Source organism: Paenibacillus sp. NPDC058177 (assembly GCF_042883835.1).
Lineage (GTDB): Bacteria > Bacillota > Bacilli > Paenibacillales > Paenibacillaceae > Paenibacillus_AQ > Paenibacillus_AQ agri.
Genome location: NZ_JBHVVB010000005.1, coordinates 312,898 through 332,514, shown reverse-complemented (window position 1 = coordinate 332,514; position 19,617 = coordinate 312,898). Strand labels below are relative to the sequence as shown.

General features: G+C 48.1%; 16 protein-coding genes and 2 tRNA genes. 16 read left to right on the top strand and 2 right to left on the bottom strand.

Annotation, left to right across the window (positions count from 1 at the left end; all coding sequences use genetic code 11):
* Positions 1-95 precede the first annotated feature (95 nt).
* The 3 genes from ACFVU8_RS20965 to ACFVU8_RS20955 all read left to right on the top strand — a co-directional run bounded on the left by ACFVU8_RS20965 (position 96) and on the right by ACFVU8_RS20955 (position 1,975).
* Positions 96-1,520: an MFS transporter gene (locus ACFVU8_RS20965; protein ID WP_387429962.1), complete on the top strand. Its 1,425-nt coding sequence runs from the start codon at positions 96-98 to the stop codon at positions 1,518-1,520.
* A gap of 294 nt (positions 1,521-1,814) precedes the next feature.
* Positions 1,815-1,890, top strand: a tRNA-Ala gene (locus ACFVU8_RS20960).
* Between the two features lie 12 nt (positions 1,891-1,902).
* Positions 1,903-1,975, top strand: a tRNA-Lys gene (locus ACFVU8_RS20955).
* A gap of 142 nt (positions 1,976-2,117) precedes the next feature.
* On the opposite strand, the gene ACFVU8_RS20950 is transcribed toward ACFVU8_RS20955, so the two are convergent.
* Both ACFVU8_RS20950 and ACFVU8_RS20945 read right to left on the bottom strand, forming a co-directional pair.
* Positions 2,118-3,995 (bottom strand): amidase, encoded by a 1,878-nt coding sequence (locus tag ACFVU8_RS20950; RefSeq protein WP_387429960.1) that lies wholly within the window; start codon positions 3,993-3,995, stop codon positions 2,118-2,120.
* Between the two features lie 866 nt (positions 3,996-4,861).
* Complete coding sequence (locus ACFVU8_RS20945) at positions 4,862-5,509, bottom strand: transcriptional regulator (protein ID WP_387429959.1); 648 nt, start codon at positions 5,507-5,509, stop codon at positions 4,862-4,864.
* Between the two features lie 457 nt (positions 5,510-5,966).
* Between ACFVU8_RS20945 and ACFVU8_RS20940 the strand changes: the two genes are divergently transcribed.
* The 13 genes from ACFVU8_RS20940 (at position 5,967) to ACFVU8_RS20880 (ending at position 19,603) form a co-directional block, all read left to right on the top strand.
* Positions 5,967-6,230 (top strand): hypothetical protein, encoded by a 264-nt coding sequence (locus ACFVU8_RS20940; RefSeq protein ID WP_387429957.1) that lies wholly within the window; start codon positions 5,967-5,969, stop codon positions 6,228-6,230.
* A gap of 124 nt (positions 6,231-6,354) precedes the next feature.
* Positions 6,355-6,675, top strand: coding sequence for a restriction endonuclease (locus ACFVU8_RS20935; protein ID WP_387429955.1), 321 nt, complete (start codon positions 6,355-6,357; stop codon positions 6,673-6,675).
* A 122-nt stretch (positions 6,676-6,797) separates the two neighbouring features.
* The gene (locus tag ACFVU8_RS20930; RefSeq protein ID WP_387429953.1) at positions 6,798-7,346 is read left to right on the top strand and encodes a GNAT family N-acetyltransferase; all 549 of its coding nucleotides are present in this window, start codon (positions 6,798-6,800) and stop codon (positions 7,344-7,346) included.
* Between the two features lie 78 nt (positions 7,347-7,424).
* Entirely contained in the window at positions 7,425-7,949 is a 525-nt protein-coding gene (locus ACFVU8_RS20925) for a hypothetical protein (RefSeq protein ID WP_387429951.1), read from the top strand.
* 292 nt (positions 7,950-8,241) lie between these two features.
* The gene (locus ACFVU8_RS20920; RefSeq protein ID WP_387430136.1) at positions 8,242-9,174 is read left to right on the top strand and encodes an ABC transporter substrate-binding protein; all 933 of its coding nucleotides are present in this window, start codon (positions 8,242-8,244) and stop codon (positions 9,172-9,174) included.
* A gap of 34 nt (positions 9,175-9,208) precedes the next feature.
* Complete coding sequence (locus tag ACFVU8_RS20915) at positions 9,209-10,096, top strand: DUF427 domain-containing protein (protein ID WP_387429950.1); 888 nt, start codon at positions 9,209-9,211, stop codon at positions 10,094-10,096.
* 303 nt (positions 10,097-10,399) lie between these two features.
* Positions 10,400-12,055: a thiourocanate hydratase gene (locus ACFVU8_RS20910; protein WP_387429947.1), complete on the top strand. Its 1,656-nt coding sequence runs from the start codon at positions 10,400-10,402 to the stop codon at positions 12,053-12,055.
* Positions 12,055-13,149 carry a thiohydantoin desulfurase gene (locus ACFVU8_RS20905; protein WP_379464881.1) on the top strand — a complete coding sequence of 365 codons (1,095 nt, stop codon included), beginning with the start codon at positions 12,055-12,057 and terminating at the stop codon, positions 13,147-13,149. Before ACFVU8_RS20910 ends, ACFVU8_RS20905 begins: the two co-directional genes overlap by 1 nt.
* Positions 13,150-13,187: 38 nt before the next feature.
* A complete protein-coding gene (locus tag ACFVU8_RS20900) occupies positions 13,188-14,747 on the top strand; it encodes an HAL/PAL/TAL family ammonia-lyase (protein ID WP_387429944.1) in 1,560 nt (519 codons plus the stop codon).
* The gene (locus ACFVU8_RS20895) at positions 14,744-16,108 is read left to right on the top strand and encodes a dihydroorotase (RefSeq protein WP_387429941.1); all 1,365 of its coding nucleotides are present in this window, start codon (positions 14,744-14,746) and stop codon (positions 16,106-16,108) included. The genes ACFVU8_RS20900 and ACFVU8_RS20895 overlap by 4 nt, the downstream gene beginning before the upstream one ends.
* Positions 16,109-16,135: 27 nt before the next feature.
* Positions 16,136-17,407 carry a Zn-dependent hydrolase gene (locus ACFVU8_RS20890; protein WP_387429939.1) on the top strand — a complete coding sequence of 424 codons (1,272 nt, stop codon included), beginning with the start codon at positions 16,136-16,138 and terminating at the stop codon, positions 17,405-17,407.
* Positions 17,400-18,641 carry a Zn-dependent hydrolase gene (locus tag ACFVU8_RS20885; protein ID WP_387429937.1) on the top strand — a complete coding sequence of 414 codons (1,242 nt, stop codon included), beginning with the start codon at positions 17,400-17,402 and terminating at the stop codon, positions 18,639-18,641. The genes ACFVU8_RS20890 and ACFVU8_RS20885 overlap by 8 nt, the downstream gene beginning before the upstream one ends.
* Before the next feature lie 308 nt (positions 18,642-18,949).
* Positions 18,950-19,603 (top strand): ABC transporter permease, encoded by a 654-nt coding sequence (locus tag ACFVU8_RS20880; protein ID WP_066372638.1) that lies wholly within the window; start codon positions 18,950-18,952, stop codon positions 19,601-19,603.
* Positions 19,604-19,617: the final 14 nt, after the last annotated feature.

The window sequence follows — 19,617 nt, the reverse complement described above, 5'->3', positions numbered from 1 at the left end:
CAGTTTCCTGCTTCATTTATTTTGTTTATTTTAGATCGATCAGTCAAATATAATCAAATTAGACCATTTGGTCTGAAAAAGGAGAGAATACTTCTATGGATGCAAGTCGGTTTAAAGGATTAGCGCTGTTCATTCTGGCCATTTCGCAGTTGATGATGGCGCTCGATTACACGATTATTTTCGTCGCAATGCCTTCCCTTGGCGAGGAACTGGGCTTCTCAGCCAATCATTTGCAGTGGGTGATTAGCGCCTATTCGCTTGCGTTCGGAGGATTTTTGTTAATTGGCGGACGGTTATCCGATTTAATGGGCAGACGTCGGATGTTCATTATTGCCATGGCCTTGTTCGGTTTAGGTTCGTTGCTAGGGGGCCTTTCGGAATCTCAACTCATATTAATCATTGCTAGAGGATTGCAAGGACTTGGGGGAGCACTGTTGTCACCGGCCACATTATCACTGATCATGTCCAATTTCGAAGAAGGTGCTGAGCGCAATCGAGCGATGGGAATTTGGTCTTCAATGGGCGGAGTAGGCTTATCTCTTGGTCTGTTGCTTGGTGGGGTTTTAACTAGCTACATCGGATGGGAGGCCACCTTCTTCGTGAATGTGCCAATCGCGCTTTTCGCTATTGTCATGACACCGATCGTGCTCAAAGAAAGCAAGATTTCGACCCAAGCAAAACATTTCGACGTTGGCGGCACGCTATCGGTTACAGCAGGGTTGCTGCTAATCGTGTACTATCTCATTCAATCCCCAGTCGAAGGCTGGTTTAGCCTTGGGACTTTGCCATTTGTCCTGGTCGGCGTTGTTTTACTTATCGCTTTTGTCGCCATCGAACAACGTTCGGCAGCGCCACTGCTATCATTCCGTTTGTTCCGCAACCGCAATTTGACTGGAGCCGCGTTGACCGCGTTCCTGTTTTCTGCATCGTTCGGTACACTCTATTACTTCCTGACGCTGTATACGCAAAATGTTCTGCACTATTCCGCTATTCAATCCGGTTTATCTTTCTTGCCGCTTACGCTTAGCGCGTTTCTGGGAGTCAGGCTGATTAATATCCTGTTAACGAAGGTTGGAGTCGCTGGCACGATTGCTGTGGGAATGGGAACGGGAGGGGGCGGCTTCCTGATGCTCACTCAGCTATCTGCTACGGGCTCTGTATGGGGAGTCATTCCGGGTACTGTGATTATCGGCATCGGTCAAGCACTTGTATTCACGACGATGTTCATCGCAGGCAGCACAGGGATCGACCCTAAAGAGCAGGGCGTGGCGTCCGCGCTTATTACAACTGGTCAGCAAATTGGCGGCGCAATTGGTCTTGCTGTTATAATGGCGATCATATCCGCAAGATTGAACTCGAATGCGACATTGGAGACGATGACGACTACTGAGCTAAATCACTCCATTCATATTGCGTTTATCGTTACGACCATCGTAACGCTTCTAGGTATATTGGTCGCCTTCATGGTTCTTAAGCAAAAGAAGACTGTAAATAAGGATACAGCAATTGCAAAGCATTGAGTGATAACGTGATTCTAAAGCAAGAGAGTTATGATATTTTGAAAGATAGCAATTCAGTTCTTAATAGATGTCAAAAGAATTATTACACCATGGTATTTTGTATAATGCCATGGTTTCTTTTTTTGATGTGAAAGTTGATGTTATTGCATATCGAACAGCTTGCTAGAGTCATAGCAGCCTGTTCAATCCATTCTTCAAAATATTTCGAGAAAAGTATTGACAGTAGAGCTGATCTTTTGTATGATATAAAAGTCGCTTGCAGGGAACGGTTCACCTGAAGAAGACAAGCCCTTTGGGGCCTTAGCTCAGCTGGGAGAGCGCATCGCTGGCAGCGATGAGGTCAGGGGTTCGATCCCCCTAGGCTCCACCAAGAACATCATATGGACTCTTAGCTCAGTTGGTAGAGCAGTTGACTCTTAATCAATTGGTCCAGGGTTCGAGTCCCTGAGAGTCCATCGTATTCAAAAAAACTCAAGCGCAGTTAGCGCTTGAGTTTTTTTGCGTCTAAGGGAAGAGATTTTATGAGACAGGAAAGGAGGGGCAATCATCGATTGCCCCTCTTTCAGTTAAGAATGTATGCTTGAGGAAGTTAGGGAGTTAGTTTTTGCGTAGCCGGACGACGAGTCCAATCAGGCCAATGGCTACTATGAAGACTGTGGCGATTGGTAGTGGAATGCCAGAAGGCGACATGCTTGAAGTGCTGGCGGAGAGTGCGTTTCCGCTTGAGGCTTGACCAGAGCCTGGTGAGGCTTTGGTTCCGGAAGAATTGGCCGAAACTGCTGATGTCGTTGTGTCAGTACTTCCTGCCTTGTGTAGGAGTGATGGAGTCAATTCAGGCGTTTTGCGATGGGGGGATGCCTGTTCCAGATTATAGGCATATCCTAATAGTTTGGCATCGCCAAACCTGGACCCGAGCAAACTGATTCCGACAGGGAATTTGTCTGCAAAGCCAGCGGGTACACTCACTACAGGACGGCCGGTGAAATTAGCCCATCCGCAATGTGTGCCGAATTGCTCAGAATCGAGTAGTTCGGCAGGATTCTTATGAACTTTGGCAGGCGGGGCAGCGACTGTCGGGTATGCGAGTGCATCAAGCTTATATGAAGTGAATAGCTCAGTTACCCCTTGAGCGAATTTTTGACGGGCAGCGACTGCTGCTGCGAATCCTGCCTTGTCTAGTGGCTTCTTGTCGTCCGCCATTAACCACTCTTTGGTAGTCTTCTCCATATTTGGGCTACCTGCAACGATGTCACCGAAATTAATCGCATTTTTCGGTTCGGTCCGTCCAGCCAGACCTTTTGGCCAGGTTGCTTCTGTCTTTGCGAAATAACTTTCATGCCCGGTTGTTGCCCAGTAGGAAGCATTCTGCGGGGCGTACTTATTCCACCAGCTTCGGTTAAGCGGGATTTTAATGACTGTGGCGCCTTGAGCCTCTAGTACTGAAATTTCCTTCTCCGCCGTCGCTAAAATATTATTAGATTCAGGGCCTGGTGAATAATCATAACCTCCAAATGGGGCAATGACGTAACCGATGCGGGCCCCTTTAAGGGAAGAACCTTTCAATGAGTTCAGGTATGAAGTGGATTTGTAGCTGTTTGCTTTTGCGGTCCAGGGATCTTTAGGGTCTGTGCCTGCAAGAACATCAAGTAGCATCGCTGCGTCTTCAACGGACAACGCCAGAGGTCCAATGGCATCTCCTAGCGGATTGTAATCAACTCCAGCCATGGAACCAAGCCCTACTGTGGGGCGGAATCCGACTAGATTGTTGAAGGAAGCAACATCGGTAATCGAACCACAGGACTCGGTTCCGAGGCCAATTGCAGCGAAACTTGCTGCGACTGCTGCGCCGGTCCCGCCGCTGGAGCCGTTGATATTTTTCGTAGGATCATAAGGATTATACGTTCTGCCTTTGACGGAGCTTACCGTATCCCAAAACATAGCGAATTCTGCCATATTTGTCTTGCCCAACACGATGGCTCCGGCATCTTTCAGTCTTTGGACAGCGGTAGCGTCGTGCTTAGGCTGGTAGGTGGCGAGTGCTTGATTGCCGTGGCTGGTGGGCATATCAGCCGTATTGATGTTGTCCTTGACCAATACCGGGATGCCGTGCAGCGGGCCGCGAATATGGCCGTTTGCCCGCTCCTTGTCAAGCACGGCGGCTTCTTTTAACGCATTCTGGTTAAGGGTAATAATTGCACCCAGACCAGGTTTATCACCGATCTTTTTGTCGTAGGCCTTAATCCGATCCAGGTATTCCTGGACAGCCTCTACACTTGTGATCTTGCCGGTCTTCAGGGCCTCGGCCAGTTTTACGACGCCTATTTCGGTTACATCCGTCTCGGATTGAGCGTAGGCCATCAACGGATAGAGATTCAGACATAATATGATACCGAGCATTACGCCTGTCAAAAGGTGCATAAGAGTCTTCGCGTAGCGCCGCTTACGTCTATGCCGGGTAGATGTGGATGTTTTCATAGTATGGCCCCCTCATGATGTCTTGCTTTATGTTACATATTAATACATGAAATTTGAGGTGGTCAACATAAATTTACGTAAAGTAGTGATTTTTCAGAAAAATATGTGTGAATACATGACATCATATTGGGTTTTAAATAATTTAACATTTTAATATGACGATTTATTGAAGTTTATGTTATTTTATATAACATATATAGTTGAATAAGAGATTGCAGTTTTGATTCTACTCTCTAAAGCTAGGTTTCCAATATGTGAGCGTTGATGCATCCTTTTCGCAGTACATTTCATCGCCGCATAGCTTTTGGCTCCGGAGCTTCTGCTTTACGACCACTACGGACCGCACAGTTCTTATTTGCTCTACCCGGCACATTAGCAGGTTAACGGACCGTAATGCGCTTATTTACTCCATTTGGCACAAAAAGTTCGTCTAACGGACCGTATTGCGCTTATTGCCTCTTTACCAGGCATATCCCCAGCAAGTATCAGTAAATAGCTGCATCTGAGTCCGTAAGCTTAGAAAAGCAGTGTTTTTTTGGTGAATAAGAGCTTCTCGGTCCGTTAAAACTTACCGGAATCCCCCGCAGCGCGCGAGATTGCTCACAGCCGGCCAGGCTCCCCACAGCCCGCGAGATTGCTCACAGCCCGCCAGGCCCCCGCGGCCCGCGAGACTACTCACAGCCCGCCAGGCCCCCACGGCCCGCGAGATTGCTCACAGTCCGCCAGACTCCCGGTAGCCCTCGAGACTGCTCATAGCCCGTCAAGCTCCCCCGTAGTCCGCGAGACTCCCTCGCATCCCGATTACAGTAACGGAATTCAGGCGCTGTTAACATACATCTTTATAAATTCACGCATCTGAACATGCGCTACACTCTAAGCTGGTATGTCCGATAGCGCTGCTGTCCTCCTGTGATATCCAATAACTGTAGTTCAACTAACTTATGTAGAATTCGTCTGGTGTGCCTATCAGATACTTTGAGATGATGCGCAAGCTCCAAGGGTGTGAAAGTTCGGAGAAGACGTCTAGCGAAGCGTAACGTCTCTGCTTCCAGCCAAGTTAGATTAGAAGGCACATCCGTTGTAATGAATTTACCGATAAACGAAAGCACTAACTGCTGGCATTGTTTGGGCTCCTCGACAATTGAAGGATAAGCGATAGGAAGAAAAGTCCAGCCATCAAGAGCTAGCAAGCAATGGCGGCGACATAAATCTTTGAAACGCCTGACATCCAGATCTCTGGCATGTGGGCCAAATCCTTGGATTTCAATTCCGCCTTTCACACCTCCTGGCATGTAAGCCAAATCAAGATAGCGATAGCCATTATTAAAATCGCGTACCTCCCATTCAGGAAACAGATGATCCAAATTTCCGACTGCCGGGAACCATACAGCGCGGAGGAATTCCACCGTACCATGACCTAGCCCTTTACCAAGAAACTCCTTTCGTCTGGGGTTACTCTCATTCTCCAGATTTCTTGTTAACCATTCCTCATATTGCTGATCAAATCGCTGCATCACTATGCTCCTCCTTAACTCACGAATTAACCTAACTCATAAACAAGGCATTGATTTTTCCCGCAAAAAAACCGCTCCAAAACAACGTCCACCTGAAATCAATTCAGTGGGAAATTGCATTGGAGCGGCGTGTGCTTCACGACCTATGCTTGTATTATATCGCGGACTCTAATTTGAGTACAAATCATTTTACTGAAGCGTTATAGAGTAAAGTGGAGAGTCAGAGAGCGCCTGGAAAGGCGTGTTTGTAACAACTTATTTTCAAACGATTAGATTGTGATAGGTACTCAGACTCATCGGGGGCTTTCTCGCACCAAATATAACCAGAAATATGATATAGTGAATAAAACCTAAATATAGGAAAAATAGAAGAATGATCAAGTTAAATGTCGGATATTCCGAATAGAAAGTTCTTAACTTTCTAGTAGGGCTTATTACAACATGAGGTGGAGCGATTATGGCTAAAACGTATTATGCAGAAGGTAGACAGGTAGCGTATGTGATAAGAGGGCTGTTAATACTTGGAGGCTTAGGGGTTTACTTTAGCATTCCGGGCCTGCACTGGGGATTTTTCTTTGGTATTTTGTTAGGCTCTGTCATTCTGGGAGAGATTTTCGGCGGAATGTGGACCAACAAACGTCGGAGGAACAAGAAGGCGAGGAAGTCAGGCAAGGCTGCTAATGTAAGGCGAAGTAGTGTAAAGCAAAGTAACGCAAAGTAACGCAACCAGGGCTAAGACTAATATTCCTTCGGCAAAAGCTCCTATCAAAAAGTTAACCGATGCACAGATTCTAAAAGCAGACGTAAGGACATTATCCGGTACGGATTTTGAGAGGTTAATGGAGTTGTATTACATAGATCAAGGCTATATCGTACAACGAGTTGGCGGTTCTGGCGATCATGAAGTGGATTTGATCCTTAAAGGCAAAGAGGGGTATAAAATCGCTGTACAGTGCAAGCGCTGGAAGCAGGATGTCGGAAATGATATAGTGTTGCGCCTTAAAGCGGGCAAGCAGGTTCACGGCTGCTACGATGCTTGGATAGTGACGACGAGCAATTTCACAAAGGCGGCCAAGGAGGCGGCAGATAGGCTTAATATTAAGCTGATCACTGGTTTGTCGCTAGATGATAGGTTAAAGAGATGGAGGACTAAACGTGGAGTATAGTTTTTACGTAAAAGATAAGGCAGGCATACATATGTAATGTAGGAAATATCTGATCTTCAAATTGGTTCTGAACGAGTAGATGTTCGGAAACAGCTAATAACAGAAAGGAAAGGAATACCGCCATGATCATTAACAAACAGGAATTCCTAGTAAACGGGCTTCTTTATACGATCCGCTCTGCAGTTAAGGGAGATGCGAAGCGTCTGTCTGATGTAAGGCTGCAGGTTGATGGGGAGACCGAACATATGGATCGAGTGCCGGGAGAAGCTTTTATTGATGAAGCCGGATTTGAAAAAATCATTGAGATGGACACGGTTCATCTGCGAAATATATGTTTGGTGGCGGAAGCGGCTGGTCAGATCGTCGGCTATTCCAGATGTGCAGGGAATGATTTGCAGCGCTTCATGCACAAGGTGGAGTTTGGAGTGGGTGTCTTGAAACAATATTGGGGCTTCGGTATTGGGAAGAACCCGCTAAAAGCGTCCATTACTTGGGCTGATGCCAACGGCATAACCAAAGTCATCCTAAGCGGCGTGCTGGAAACCAATGAGAGTGCTATCCGGCTGTACAAAAGCTTGGGTTTTGAAGTCGAAGGGATATTAAAGAAGGATCGCATCCTGTCAGACGGAAAATATTACAGTACATACATGATGGCAAGATATGCAGATTAGTCTAGGGACACAAGACTTGGTTCATTGACCATTTTTAATGGTTATTATTTAGGTTTTCTTTTACAGGAGGGCAAAAGAATGAAGTCGTATTTTTCTTCACTCATGAACACTAGAAAAAAGAAGGTTAGTATGCTGGCCATAAGTATTGCACTTATTGCAATTATTGCTGTCGGAGTGGGTGCTACTCTGGGTAATGAATCTGCTGAGGTTCTGCCCTCAGAGCAAACAAAGGACAGCCCGATAGAGACTCAACCCGCTGAAGTAGCATCTCTGGTATTGGGCGGAATTGAGACATCAGACGGAAAGAAATTGACGATAGACTTGGGGGCTGGACGAGACAACAATTTTGCGAAGATGGCATGGAAAAAGGGTGAACCTATCATCTTTTCTGTTCAATGTGAGCAGGAACGAGAGCTTGAAGTTGGCATTATGTCTGTATCTACGGATGAAGTCTACAGTGGAACCGTAGCAAACGGAACAGGTAAAGTGACCATTACAGTTCCGAAAGATGGAGATTATCGTGTATATATCAAAAATCATACGGATCACGCCGCCCATTTTATTTTAGAATTAAATAAGAAACTAGAAGGACCCCTTGCATAAATTTGAAGAGTCCACCATAGAAAAGTGGCAGGAATGCCGCTTATTTATTGTTATCAGAAGTAATCGACTTTGTGGGTGTTTTTGTTAGAGTAGGTATCTCCTTATTCCGATGAATTTACTTAACAAAAATATTGACAAGCGGAATAGTGTGTTTTAATATTGCTTTACGATATTCACTTATCGAATATTAATAATCATACTGATAACTGACCGGACAAACGGAGGTTTCATTTTCCTTAGCTTAAGGGGAATGGAGCCTTTTTTTATGGGCAAGTGGGAGGAGAAGTTGTTGATGAAGTTACTTGGAAGAATAAGTGGATTAGGTTTGAGAAAAAAGTCGCGGTCTCTTGTTATGCTTGGATTATCGCTCATATTAGTATTGGCGGTAACGGGCTGTGGAAAGTCAGAGGGTAGTGGCGCGGATACGATAACAATCGCCTCCAAAGGTTTTGGGGAGTCGGACATTTTGGCTAATGCTATTGCTCAGCTCATTGAACATGATACTAAACTTAACACCAAAATAGTTTCCTTGGGTCCGGTGTGGGAGGCGCTTGAGAAAGGTGAGATCGATACTTATATAGAGTATTCAGGGACAGCTCTGATTAAGATTTTAAAGGAGAAGCCCGAAAATGATCCGCAAAAGGTCTACGATATTGTAAAAGAAAAATTCAAAGAGAAGCATCAAGTCGAGGTGTTGGACCAGCTCGGATTTAATAACACTTATGGGTTTGTCATGCGCAAAGAGTTTGCTGAGAAACTGAATATCAAGAGTATTTCGGATTTAGCGGCTCACTCTAAGGATTTATTATTTGGAACAAGCCAGGACTTTCTGATGAGTGAGGATACATGGCCGGTAATCCAGAAGGTGTATAATCCTCAATTTAAAGAGATCAAGAACATACCGAACAGAGTATTGGCCTATAAAGCCATCGAACAAAATTTGATTGATGTGACCAATGCGTATACAACCGACAGTCAAATTCCGCTCAGCAACTTTGTTGTTCTGAAAGATGATAAACAGGTATTCGTGCCTTACTATGCCATTCCTCTCATCCGCGGCGAAGTAGTGGAGAAACACCCTGAGTTGCGTGAGATTATCAATAAGCTTGCCGGAAGACTTGATGATGACAAAATGCAGCGCTTGAATGGCGAGGTTGATGTGAAGCAGAGAACGCCGAAGGATGTAGCCAAGGAGTGGCTGGAAAGCGAAGGATTGCTTAAATGATTTTAACTCTGTAGAAGAGAAGGGGATGAAGATTATGTCTCAATTTGATCAAAAAACAGCTAACACTATCAAACGTGTACCATTTGTCATTACTGATGAGGAGCGTGGGCTCCTTCCCCGCTTTGCTAATCGTCCACCAAGCGCTGTGCTTCCTCAGGAGAGTTCCGGTCTGACCCGGCGGTATCCTCCGTACCCTGAACGATACACGTTCGAGCCGAGCGAGCGTTGGGTGCGAGGCGTAGTAGGGGATGTGGCGGTAGTAGACAGCCGTTCGCAGATACTAGTGTGGGAGCCGCGGCATAAGGTTCCTGAGTACGGTTTTCCGGTTGAACACGTTCGAACAGATCTCTTGACCCCTTCGGAGGGAGTGCCGGAGCCAGGGATATTCTATCGGCCGCGTACAACAGATGTGAAGTGGTTTGATCTTCATTTAGGGGAACGGCATATTCCTTTTGCAGCGTGGTCCTGGAACGAACCGGGACTCGAAGGTTATCTCGGGGTTAACTGGTTTCTCGGTGTGCTGGACGGCTGGTACGAGGAAGATCAACCGGTGATGACACATCCGCGTGACCCGCATAATCGGGTGGATGCGTTGCCGAGCAGCCGTCATGTTACTGTTAAGGTGAACGGCCGGGTGATTGCCGAAACGAATGATCCGGTGCTGGTCTATGAGACGGGTTTGCCGACCCGATACTATTTCCCGATTGAAGCGGTTGATTTCAGTGCACTGACGGAAACCGAAGATTGGAGCGAGTGCCCGTATAAAGGTTACTCTGATCGTTACTGGCGTTCGAATGAAGGGGAGGATTTGATCGCCTGGTCTTACTCCGATCCTCGTCCCGAGCTGTCAGTGATCGCTGGCCGTATCGCGTTCTACAATGAACGTGTCGAGCTTCTGGTAGATGGTGAGTCAGTGAATTGATTGTGTTTTGTATAGGAAGCCCATTATAAAAGAAGGAATCTGCCTCCACAGCGGAGCCGGGTTCCTTTTTTCTCGCTGTAGAAAGCATATCAATCTGTAGAAAATTGTCATTAAATTAGCTTTCTAAGCCGATGTTAACTTACAATAAAGTTATTTCAGCACCGCAATAAAGCGGTTATTTCCTAGCGCGTTACTTAAACTGACGCAAATCTTGCGAATTGTATTGACTATAAGGTGTGTGTTTGTTAATTTATTGATTAATAGAAAGTGATTATTGAATGATGATAAAAAGGAGGAATTGGCATGGATAGAATTACAGCTGCTAGAGGTGGAGAGTTGCGGTGTAAGGGCTGGAGGCAGGAAGCGCTGCTGAGAATGCTCGAGAATGTACTTGAAAATGGTGAAAATCAGAAGGAACTTACGGTATATGCTGCACTTGCGAAGGCAGCACGGAATTGGGATTCCTATCATGCCATTGTCAATACTCTTAAATCCTTGGAAGAGGATGAGACGCTTGTTATTCAATCCGGCAAGCCTATCGGCATTATGCGTACGCATAAATATGCTCCGATTGTGGTCATGGCAAACTGTAACATCGTTGGCCGGTGGGCTACGAGTGATAACTTCTATAAATATCAAGAGCAGGGCTTGATCGTCTGGGGCGGCCTAACCGCCGCAGCTTGGCAATATATCGGTTCGCAAGGCGTCATTCAAGGGACGTATGAGATTTTCCAATCCATCGCCAGAATGCATTTCGGCGGCAGCCTGGCCGGTAAGTTCATTCTAACGGCTGGTTTGGGCGGAATGGGCGGCGCACAACCGCTGGCGGGCACGATGGCGGGTGCGGTTATTTTATGCGTTGAGGTATCTGAGGCCAGAATTGATAAACGTATTGAAGTCGGATATTTACAGAAGAAGACAGACAATTTGGATGAAGCGCTGCAGTGGGTTAAGGAAGCTTCTGAGAAGAAGGAGAGTCTGTCTGTAGGTTTGCTAGGCAATGCTGCTGAAATTTATCCGGAACTGATTCGCAGAGGCGTACAGCCTGATGTGGTCACAGACCAGACCTCAGCGCATGATCTGATGTATGGCTACATACCTTCCGGTTATAGTTTGGAAAAAGCTGCCGAGCTGCGCAAATCTGCACCCGATCAGCTCCAGGCGGATGCAAGGGCTTCGATTGCTGTTGAAGTTACAGCGATGCTGGAGTTCCAGCGCAGAGGGGCGATTGTTTTTGATAACGGAAATAATATCCGCTCACAAGCGGTGCAGAACGGCGTGGAAAATGCTTTTGATATCCCGGTATTTACCGAAGCCTTCCTTAGAACGTTGTTCTCGCGCGCTATTGGTCCTTTCCGCTGGGTAGCTCTGAGCGGGGACGCCGGCGATATTCAGAAGATTGATCAATATATATTGAAGAATTTTAGTGATAACGATGTGGTGGTGAACTGGATTTCGCTGGCGAACAAGTACGTGCCGGTGGAAGGTTTGCCAGCGCGTATTGGCTGGTTCGGTCACGGTGACCGGACGAAGCTGGCTCTGGCGGTGAACGAAATGGTTAAGACGGGCGAGCTTAGCGGTCCGATTGCTTTTTCACGTGACCACCTGGACGCCGGATCGATGACCCATCCGAACATTATGACTGAGAATATGAAGGACGGCAGTGATGCTATCTCGGATTGGCCGCTCCTGAATGCCATGATTAACTGTTCTTCGATGGCGGATCTCGTAGCGATCCATTCCGGCGGTGGCGGTTATAGCGGTTATATGACAAGTGCTGGCGTAACACTCGTAGCGGATGGAACGGCTGATGCGGATCTTCGTTTGAAGACAACACTAGATAACGATACGGGACTCGGCGTTATGCGATATGCAGATGCAGGGTATGAGGAAGCATTAGATGAAGTAAGCAAAAAAGGAATACGTAGAATTGATACTACTTTGAAGGAGAATGCATAATGCGGGAATTAACGATAGCGGATGTACGTGCAGCAGTTAGAGGCGGAGCAGTATTTGCAGCTGGAGGCGGGGGCTGGGTTGATCATGGATTGGAAATTGGCGGTGCGGCGGTAGGCATTGCGAAACCTAAGCTGGTATCGGTTGATGAGCTTCCCGATGATGCGATTATTATTACCTGTACAGCGATTGGCGCGCCTGCCGGAAATGAATGGGAGATGTGGGGTGTTGACTATATCAAAGCTGTTCAGCTCCTGATGGAGAACTTTGACGGCAAGGTGGTCGGAGTGATGACGCCTCAGAACGGCATGTCCAGTACGATAAACGGCTGGTTGCCTGCTGCAGCGCTCGGCTTGGTGGTTGTGGATGCAACTGGTGATATTCGCGCGCATCCTACAGGCAAAATGGGCTCCATGGGTCTGGCTTCACGCCTTGACTATCAGACCATTCAGGTAGTAGTTGGTGGCCGCAGAGACACCGGTTCTTACTTGGAGCTGGTTGTAAAAGGAACGCCTGCGAAGACGTCCAACATCCTGCGCACGGCTTCTGATATGTCTGGAGGCTTCATTGCATCTGCACGCCATCCGATCCCGGCTTCTTATGTGAAAGAGCATGCGGCGATTGGCGGGATTTCGATTGCGCTGGATCTGGGCTATGCCATGATCGAGGCGGAGGCGAAAGGGCCGGAAGACATCATGGAGACCGTTGTTCAGAAAACAAACGGTAAAATGATCGGCAGAGGCGTCGTGCTGAAGAAGGACGTTCATTATTCCGGCGCATTTGATATTGGTACCATCACTATGGCTGACGGAGCTGGCAGTGAGTTGACGCTGCATGTCATGAATGAATATATGGCAGTGGATGATGCGAACGGGAACCGCTTAACAACTTACCCGGATGTGATCACAACCTTTGAGGTAGCTACAGGTTTGCCTATTAGCGTAGGTGGTGTGAAGGAAGGTATGGAAATTTCATTGCTGGCTATCGACAAGCAGCATGTTCCGCTCAGCTCCAGCGTGAAGGACCCTACGGTTTATCCGGAGGTAGAGAAGGCGCTTGGCATTCCGCTTGCCGAATACGGTCTGAAGGGTATCTAATAATTGATCCTTTATTACAACTGAGAAGGTGCTAGACTATGGACGGAAAAATAGAAATGAACGTTACGGACACAGAAGAGCAACTGTCCGATTCTATAATTACGCTTGACGGGCACAATCTCTCTATTGAGGAGCTTGAGCAGATTGCCAACAGCGGATGCCGGGTGGAATTGTCTCCGGAGGCACTGGAACGGGTTGAGGAAGCGCATGCTCTGATTCATGAACTGGCTGCGGAAGGCATTCCGATTTATGGACTGAATCGTGGTGTTGGCAAGAATAAAGACCGTCAGATCACCGCCGATATGTATGAGGCATTCAATCGGAATCTGATTTACTCTCATTCATCTGGGGTGGGTCCTGCGGCTACAGAGCAGCAGGTAAGAGCGGTACTTGTTGCCCGTCTAAATACATTGCTGCTAGGTTGTACAGGGGTGCAGCCGGGGATTGTCCTGATGTACCGGGATATGCTTAATGCCGGTATCCACCCGATTCTCCCGGTGCGCGGCTCGGTGGGCGCTGGAGATATATCGATTTTATCCCATATTGGTTTGGCTATGATCGGCGAAGGGCAAGTAAGCTATCAAGGGAACACGCTCTCTGCCCAAGTCGCTTTGGAAGCCAATGGGATTCTGCCTTTAAAGCTTGGACCGAAAGATGCGCTGGCGATTGTTAGCTCTAACGCCTTGTCGTCAGGCAACGCGGCGTTAACAGCAGCGGCGGCACTACGATTGCTGGACACGGCGGATGCCGTGTTCGCTTTGTCGCTTGAGGCGCTGCAAGGTTGCGTTAGCCCGTTTGAGGAAGCATTGTTCGAAGCTAGGCCACTTGACGGAGCAGCGGAAAGTGCAGCGAATGTCCGAAGTCATTTACGCGGTGGCAAGCTGCTGCAGATGGATCAGCGGGAGAAAATACAAGATCCATTAAGCTTTCGCAGCGCCAGTCATGTCCATGGCGCGGCTCGGGACGCGCTCGCGTATGCTTCCAAGCTTCTGCGAGTACAATTGAATAGCTCAGACGACAATCCTTGTGTTCTTTTAAAGGAAAGAAGGGTGGTTCCTTCGTCTAATTTTGACGTGACTACGTGGACCGTTGCTTTTGAGATGCTGGCCATTGCACTCAGTCATGTATCCAAAATATCCTGCTACCGCTCGCTTAAGCTAGGTACGTCGCGTTTCACGGGCTTAGGGCGTTTTCTAGCTCCTGACGAAGGAACGATTGCTTTCGGCACGATGCAGAAGACTTTTACTTCATTGGATGCGGAAATCCGTTTACTCTCTAATCCGGTCTCTGCGGACTACTTCTCGATTGCTGGAGACATGGAGGATCACGCCAATAATACCCCGCTGGTGATTCGTAAGACATCTGATATTATTGATCATTTATATTATATTCTTGGCATGGAAGCCATTCACGCCGCTCAAGCGATTGATTTACGTGATTCACAAGCTACATTAGGTCAAGGATCAGCTGCGGTCTATACACAGATTCGAAACGTGGTATCGCCTTTGACGGAGGATCGGCCACTAACCCCTGATATTAGTGCTGCATATGAATTAATGCGCAAGGGAATTCGATTGGAAGGGAGAAGTGATTCATGAGCTCACAATATGATCTTCTAGTTTACGGTAACCTCGTACTTCCTGATGGAGTGCTATATGATTCAGCGATTGGGGTAAAGGACGGCAAGATTGTCAGCATAAGCCAACAGAATCCAGATGGCATCACGGCAGACAAAGTTATTCATGCAGAGGGTAGTTTTGTACTCCCCGGGGCTGTGGATGCGCACGTTCATTGTTATAGCTCTTTAGATGAAGGTTTTACCACAGCGAGTACATCCGCAGCAGCAGGTGGGGTAACGACGATTATTGAGATGCCTTACGATGCGACGGGTATGGTTTGTACGCTTGAGATGTTCGAGGAAAAAAGACTGCGTCTTGAGCAGGAATCCCTTGTAGATATGGCTATGCTGGTGACCATCCATAAGGAGGATGGCTACGAACATATTCGGGAGCTGGCAGCGGCAGGAGCCTGTGGATTCAAGGTGTCTATGTTTAACACGGACTCTTTCCGGTTTCCGCGGATAGATGACGGACAACTGCTGGATTCTTTTGCTGTCATTGCAGAGACGGGCTGTCCGGTAGGCGTTCATGCCGAGAACGATGAAATCGTAAGACGCTACATTAATAAATACCGCGATGACGGCAGCGATCCTCGTTCGCATGGTTTGAGCCGGCCGAAGGTCAGCGAATCCGTCGCCGCACTGACGGTAATGGAGCTAGCTTACGAGACCGGAGTCAAGCTGCATTTGTATCATTGTACGTATCCGCGTATTTTCCAGCTTGCAGAGTATTTCCGTTCGCTTGGGGCCAAGATCACAGCGGAGACCTGTACGCATTATTTGACTCTTAGCGAAGAGGACATGCCGCGTCTTGGGGCAAAGGGGAAAATCAACCCTCCGCTGCGTTCCAAATCAGATGTTGAAGGTCTGTGGGACTTGGCTGCTAAAGGCGCCATTGATATGATTACTTCCGATCATGCGCCATGGCTGCTTGAGCGCAAATCGGATGCTGACATTTTCAACAATTCATCCGGGGCTCCGGGTGTCGAGCATTTGCTACCTGTCATTTATAGTGAAGGTGTGGCGAAAGGGCGGATTTCACTTACAGAGATGGTGAGATTGCTTAGTCAAAGACCTGCAGATGTATTTGGACTGGGGCATCGTAAAGGAAGGCTGGCAGTTGGCTATGATGCCGATCTGGCGATTATTGATCCTTCTGTTGCCTGGACACTGGATGAACGGGAGCTACATTCCAGTGCGGGCTGGAGTGCTTATGAAGGCATGCAAATGCAAGGGAAGCTAACCCATACCTTGGTCAGAGGTTCTGTGGTGTATGAAGCTGGAGCCGTGGTAGGCCAGCCAGGGTATGGTCAATTCGTAAGTGCTGAGCACCGGGCATAAATTCATTCTAGGGAGAAGGAATGGAACATGGAGATTCATGCAGGGATGGTACCTAACACATCCAGGTTGCAAAATAATATTGAGCAGCTATCCACGCTGATCAACCCGTCCAAGCCCGGCTGGACCCGCCGTCCGTTCACGGAAGAGTATGACAGCGGAAGACGCTGGCTGACCGGACAAATGCAGGATGCGGGACTGACCGTGGAGATTGATGCCGCCTCTAATTTGATCGGAGTTCTGCCCGGCAGTGATCCCAGCTTAGCGCCGATTATGATCGGTTCCCATACGGATACCGTGACCGGCGGCGGGCGTTTTGATGGCATTATCGGCGTGCTTGCCGGTATCGAAATTGCCCGTTTGCTGCAAGAATCGGGGCTGAAGCTGCGGCATACGCTGCAAATCGTTGATTTTACGGCGGAAGAACCGAGCGAGTTCGGCCTTTCAACCATTGGAAGCCGCGGTATGGTGGGGAATCTGACAGAGGCGATGCTGGAGCTTCGGGATGATACAGGTCTACAGCTTGCCGATGCCATCAACCGGCAGGGCGGTGATGTCAGTCGTCTACATGCTGAAGTTAGGAAACCGGGAGAGGTAGCGCTGTATCTGGAGCTGCATATTGAGCAAGGCCCGGTGCTGGAACAATCAGGGCATCGTCTCGGCGCGGTGCTGGGCATCGTAGGGATTCATCGCTATCGGGTCCAGATCACTGGAGCGCCCAATCATGCGGGAACGACCCCGATGACGCTGCGTAACGATGCGTTGGCTGGTTTTTGCGAGATCGGGTTGGCCTTTGAACGTCAGTGTCTGCACTATGCGAAGGATGCGGTAGGCACGATTGGCAAAATGAACAATGAGCCTAATGCATCCAATGTTGTACCGGGCTTGGTTAGATTTGATCTGGAGATTCGCTCGCTGGATCACAAAATCTCTGAGTCGGTATATTCAGCATTTGCTGCTGAGGCTGCCAAGATTGCGGCAAGACGCGGACTGCAGCTATCCCTTGAGTCCTTATCGAAATCGGATGCCGTTATCGTCAAGGAAAAGGTATTGGAGAAGGTGCTCTCAGCCTGTAATTCTGTGGCTCCTGCCATCTGTCTGCCTAGCGGAGCGGGTCATGATGCTAATCAATTGGCAAGTATTGCGCCGATCGGGATGATTTTTGTTCCGAGCAAGGATGGCAGAAGCCATTGTCCGGAGGAGTGGACAGAATTTCAGGACGTCGCTGCTGGAACACAGGCGTTGGGGCAAGCGTTGCTGCTATTTGATGAAGAAGATTTCAGCCGGTGGGAGGATGCTTAATCCCCTATCTGTACAAATTAATAGCGAGCGTCTATGGACATCCCTTGAGGCCTTAGGTCAGATTGGCGCGGATGAACAAGGAGGGATTACCCGTCTTTCGCTCACCGATGAAGAAATGACTGGAAGACAATTTGTGATGTCTCTGATGGCGGATGCAGGGCTTGAGGTCCGGCAGGATGAAGCAGGCAATCTGATCGGGGTGCTGGCAGGTGAAGACCCGGATGCTGCAGTCATCGCTACAGGCTCGCATATTGATACGGTTATCCAAGGCGGGAGATTTGACGGGGCGCTTGGCGTACTGGCTGGAATAGAAGTGCTGCGTACCATTAAAGAGCAGGGCATCCGGCACGCTCGTTCCCTGGAGATTATTTGTTTTACTGATGAAGAAGGCGTGCGCTTTGGCGCAGGATATCTGGGAAGCCGGGCGATGAGCGGGGGATGGGATAATCGTTGGTTAGAACTGAAGGATGCCAATGGCATCTCTTTAAAGCGAGCTATGGAAAATGCAGACGTGAATCCCGATAATGCAGCACTCGCCAGTCGCACCCGCCAATCGATCCAGGCTTATGTCGAACTGCACATTGAGCAAGGCCGTGTACTGGAGGCGCTGGGCACATCTGTTGGAATAGCTACTGCGATTTATGGACATTGCTGGCTTGAAGTCACGGTTCGTGGGCGTGCGGATCATGCGGGAACAACCCCGATGAAGCTGCGGCAAGATCCGCTGACGGCTACTGCTGCGCAACTGCTCGCCATTGAACAGATAGCTGTTGAACACGGTGGAGTGGCAACGATAGGCACATTAAAGCTTGCGCCAGGAGCAATTAACGTTATCCCTGGAGAGGTCGTATACAGTGTCGATCTGCGGCATGAAGAAGCTGAGAAGCTGCTTCAGATGGAGATAGCGATTAGAGAAGCGTTAACTGGTATAGCAGAAGAGAAAGGCTTGAGTCTCTCGATTATAGCCACAGACAGTGCTCCGCCCGTTCGATCCTCTCAGATGATTATGGATACCTTGGCAGAGAGCTGTAGAATTAATGAGTTCCCGGAGCATTATATGGTCTGCGGTGCAGGCCATGATGCGGTTGCAATGAATGAGCTTACGGAAATCGGTTTGATTCTGGTCCGCTCACGCGATGGCATCAGTCATCATCCGCTGGAATGGAGCAGTCCCGAGGATTGTGAGGCCGGCGCTAATGTGCTGCTGCATGCTCTGATAAAACTTTCTATATAAGTCGAACAAAAGAAAGTAACAAAAAGCGAGGAGGAACGAAGGGGGAAGTTTGGAACTGTAGGAGCGACAGCGCCCGCCTTTGTCTGCGGATTTCTACCGCGAACAGCGGTAGTAAACCAAGAAATCTGCAGACAACAGCGGCCGGAAGTCCAAACATTCCACCGTAGTGACGACTGAGCTTTACGTTTGGAACTTAAGTTCGTCTTATATAAAGAAACAAATAAATAAATCCGATTGACATAATGGTATATATTACTTAATAATAATGGTAATTAATTATTGATATATGATAAATCAGGCGGAAGGAGATGGAATTACGGGTGAATGTTTTCCGTGAAGCTTACGAGTATGTGATAACCAATAGTGACCGGTTTCTGGAAGCGGCTAAGGTGCATTTAAGCATAAGCGTTTACGCGCTTCTTATAGCGATCGTCATCTGCGTACCTCTCGGTATTCTGTGCGCCAAGAAGCAATGGCTAACCGATCCGATCATGGGCCTCTTCAATTCCCTGCGAGTCATCCCAAGCTTGGCGGTATTAGTTATTATTTTACCGATCATGGGAACAGGCTTTGCACCCGCACTCGTCGCCTTGACGATACTTGCTTGCCCTCCAATTCTTATTAATACATATATGGGTTTTCGGGGGATTGAGCCGGCAATCATTGAAGCAGCTTCGGGCCTCGGAATGGGTGAGAGGATGATTATGCGTAAGATCGAGCTGCCGCTCGCAGCTCCACTGCTGTTGTCCGGAATTAAGACTTCGGCGGTAGAGGTCATTGCCAGTGCCACACTCGCTGCATTCATCGGCGGCGGCGGATTTGGTACGTTTATCATCAATGGTCTGGGAATGTACAAATTTTCCTTGTTGCTTGTCGGTGCGCTTCCAGTAGCCCTATTAGCCATTCTATCGGAAATCGGTTTTTCAGGAATCGAAAGATTAGTCACCAAATATCAGCGATAATGTGAGAGGAGTAT

Excerpts from the sequence above, each read along its gene's own strand:
- ACFVU8_RS20900 (WP_387429944.1), top strand. The coding sequence starts at position 13,188 with ATGGACGGAAAAATAGAAATGAACGTTACGGACACAGAAGAGCAACTG.
- ACFVU8_RS20890 (WP_387429939.1), top strand. The coding sequence starts at position 16,136 with ATGGAGATTCATGCAGGGATGGTACCTAACACATCCAGGTTGCAAAAT.
- ACFVU8_RS20925 (WP_387429951.1), top strand. The coding sequence starts at position 7,425 with ATGAAGTCGTATTTTTCTTCACTCATGAACACTAGAAAAAAGAAGGTT.
- ACFVU8_RS20915 (WP_387429950.1), top strand. The coding sequence starts at position 9,209 with ATGTCTCAATTTGATCAAAAAACAGCTAACACTATCAAACGTGTACCA.
- ACFVU8_RS20950 (WP_387429960.1), bottom strand. The coding sequence starts at position 3,995 with ATGAAAACATCCACATCTACCCGGCATAGACGTAAGCGGCGCTACGCG.
- ACFVU8_RS20945 (WP_387429959.1), bottom strand. The coding sequence starts at position 5,509 with ATGCAGCGATTTGATCAGCAATATGAGGAATGGTTAACAAGAAATCTG.
- ACFVU8_RS20920 (WP_387430136.1), top strand. The coding sequence starts at position 8,242 with ATGAAGTTACTTGGAAGAATAAGTGGATTAGGTTTGAGAAAAAAGTCG.
- ACFVU8_RS20880 (WP_066372638.1), top strand. The coding sequence starts at position 18,950 with ATGGAATTACGGGTGAATGTTTTCCGTGAAGCTTACGAGTATGTGATA.
- ACFVU8_RS20910 (WP_387429947.1), top strand. The coding sequence starts at position 10,400 with ATGGATAGAATTACAGCTGCTAGAGGTGGAGAGTTGCGGTGTAAGGGC.
- ACFVU8_RS20895 (WP_387429941.1), top strand. The coding sequence starts at position 14,744 with ATGAGCTCACAATATGATCTTCTAGTTTACGGTAACCTCGTACTTCCT.
- ACFVU8_RS20930 (WP_387429953.1), top strand. The coding sequence starts at position 6,798 with ATGATCATTAACAAACAGGAATTCCTAGTAAACGGGCTTCTTTATACG.
- ACFVU8_RS20905 (WP_379464881.1), top strand. The coding sequence starts at position 12,055 with ATGCGGGAATTAACGATAGCGGATGTACGTGCAGCAGTTAGAGGCGGA.
- ACFVU8_RS20885 (WP_387429937.1), top strand. The coding sequence starts at position 17,400 with ATGCTTAATCCCCTATCTGTACAAATTAATAGCGAGCGTCTATGGACA.
- ACFVU8_RS20965 (WP_387429962.1), top strand. The coding sequence starts at position 96 with ATGGATGCAAGTCGGTTTAAAGGATTAGCGCTGTTCATTCTGGCCATT.
- ACFVU8_RS20940 (WP_387429957.1), top strand. The coding sequence starts at position 5,967 with ATGGCTAAAACGTATTATGCAGAAGGTAGACAGGTAGCGTATGTGATA.